The sequence below is a fragment of the Myxococcus vastator genome (genome assembly GCF_010894475.1).
Taxonomy (GTDB): domain Bacteria; phylum Myxococcota; class Myxococcia; order Myxococcales; family Myxococcaceae; genus Myxococcus; species Myxococcus vastator.
The window spans coordinates 1-1,477 of record NZ_JAAIYB010000830.1 but is presented as its reverse complement, the minus strand read 5'-3'; the positions used below and the strand labels follow the sequence as shown (position 1 = coordinate 1,477).

General features: G+C 69.9%; 1 protein-coding gene. It reads right to left on the bottom strand.

The genetic code is table 11. From position 1 onward, the window contains the following. Positions 1–71: 71 nt before the first annotated feature. Positions 72–1,433, bottom strand: coding sequence for a M16 family metallopeptidase (locus G4D87_RS37695; protein ID WP_163787583.1), 1,362 nt, complete (start codon positions 1,431–1,433; stop codon positions 72–74). Positions 1,434–1,477: the final 44 nt, after the last annotated feature.

Here is a 1,477-nt window from a genome sequence, read left to right as displayed (position 1 = left end):
CGCCTGGGGCGTGGTGGCGCAGCCGGCGAGCCCCAGCAGGGCGGTGAGGGACAGGAGTGCTCGGGTCTTCATCACTTCGTCCCTCCCTGGGCGTCCGTCTTGGGGGTGAGGCTGAGCAGGATGAACTTGTTGGCGGTGAGGTGGCGCTTGGTGAAGTCGGACAGCTGCGCGGGCGTCACCTGGGGCAGGCGCTGCAGGTGGCGCTGGAAGCCGTCGGGCGAGCCCGTGACGCCGGCGTACCAGCCGAGCTGGATGCCCACGTCACGAGGCGTCTCCAGGGCCATGAGCGCGCCGTAGCGGGCGTGGTCCTGGATGGCCTTGAGGCGCGCGGCGTCCACGCGGCCGGCGGCGAGCCGGCTGACCTCCTGGAGCAGCGTCTTGCGGACGGCGGCGCTGTGGCGCTTGTCCTTGAGGGTGGCGGTGAGGGTGAAGAGGTGCGGGTCGCGGTGCTCGGCGTAGTCGCTGCCAATGGACTCCACGAGCTGCTTGTCCAGCACCAGCCGCTTGTAGGCGGGGCTGGTGGGGCCGGCCAGGTAGTCCACGAGGAGCGTCTGGATGGCGGCGTCTTCCGGGCTGGTGCCGGCGCCGGGCGTGCGCCACGCAATCACCAGCCGGGGCTGCGTGGGCTGCGGCCAGTCGATGTGCGCGGTGCGAGGCCCCTGCTGGGGGGGCTCGGCGGGGACGGTGACTTGGGCGGCCTTGCGATTCCACGGGCCGTAGTGCTGGCGGACCTGCTCCATGACCTGGGCGTCGTCGAAGTCACCGATGATGAAGAGCAGGGTGTTGTCGGGGGTGTACCAGCGCTCGAAGAAGGTGCGGCTGTACGCATAGGCCTGGGGCATCGCCTGGATGTCCTTGTAGAAGCCCATGGTGGTGTGTTGGTACGTGTGGCGGGTGAAGGCCGCGGCGTTGAGCTCCTCCTCCATCTTGAGGAAGGGGGCGGCGGCGTTCTTGTGGTACTCGCCGAGCACGGCGAGCGCCTCCGTCTGGAAGGACGGCTCGCTGTACTCCAGGTTCCGGAAGCGGTCCGCCTCGATTTCGATGAGCTGGGGCAGGCCGGCGGTGGGGCCGTAGGAGTAGTAGAGGGTGATGTCGTCGGTGGTGAAGGCGTTGTCGTCGTAGCCGAAGTTCCCGAGGATGCGCTCGCGCTCGCCTTCCGGGTGCGTCTTCGTGCCCTTGAACATCATGTGCTCGAAGAAGTGGGCGAAGCCGGTGCGGCCGGGCTCCACCTCGTTGCGCGAGCCCACGCGGACCACGGTGACGTAGGCGATGATGCCGCTGGACGGGTAGGGCACGCGGACCACGGTGAGGCCGTTGGGCAGGGTGTCCGTGTGGAGGGTGTACGGGAAGGCGTCCGACGCCGGGGTGGGCGCGGCGGCGGCCGGCAGGGCGGGGCCCAGCAGGAGCAGAAGCAGGGGGAGCAGTCGTCTCATTCAGGTGCCTCGTGGCCGGGGCGGAGGAAGCGGGACCCGGCGGG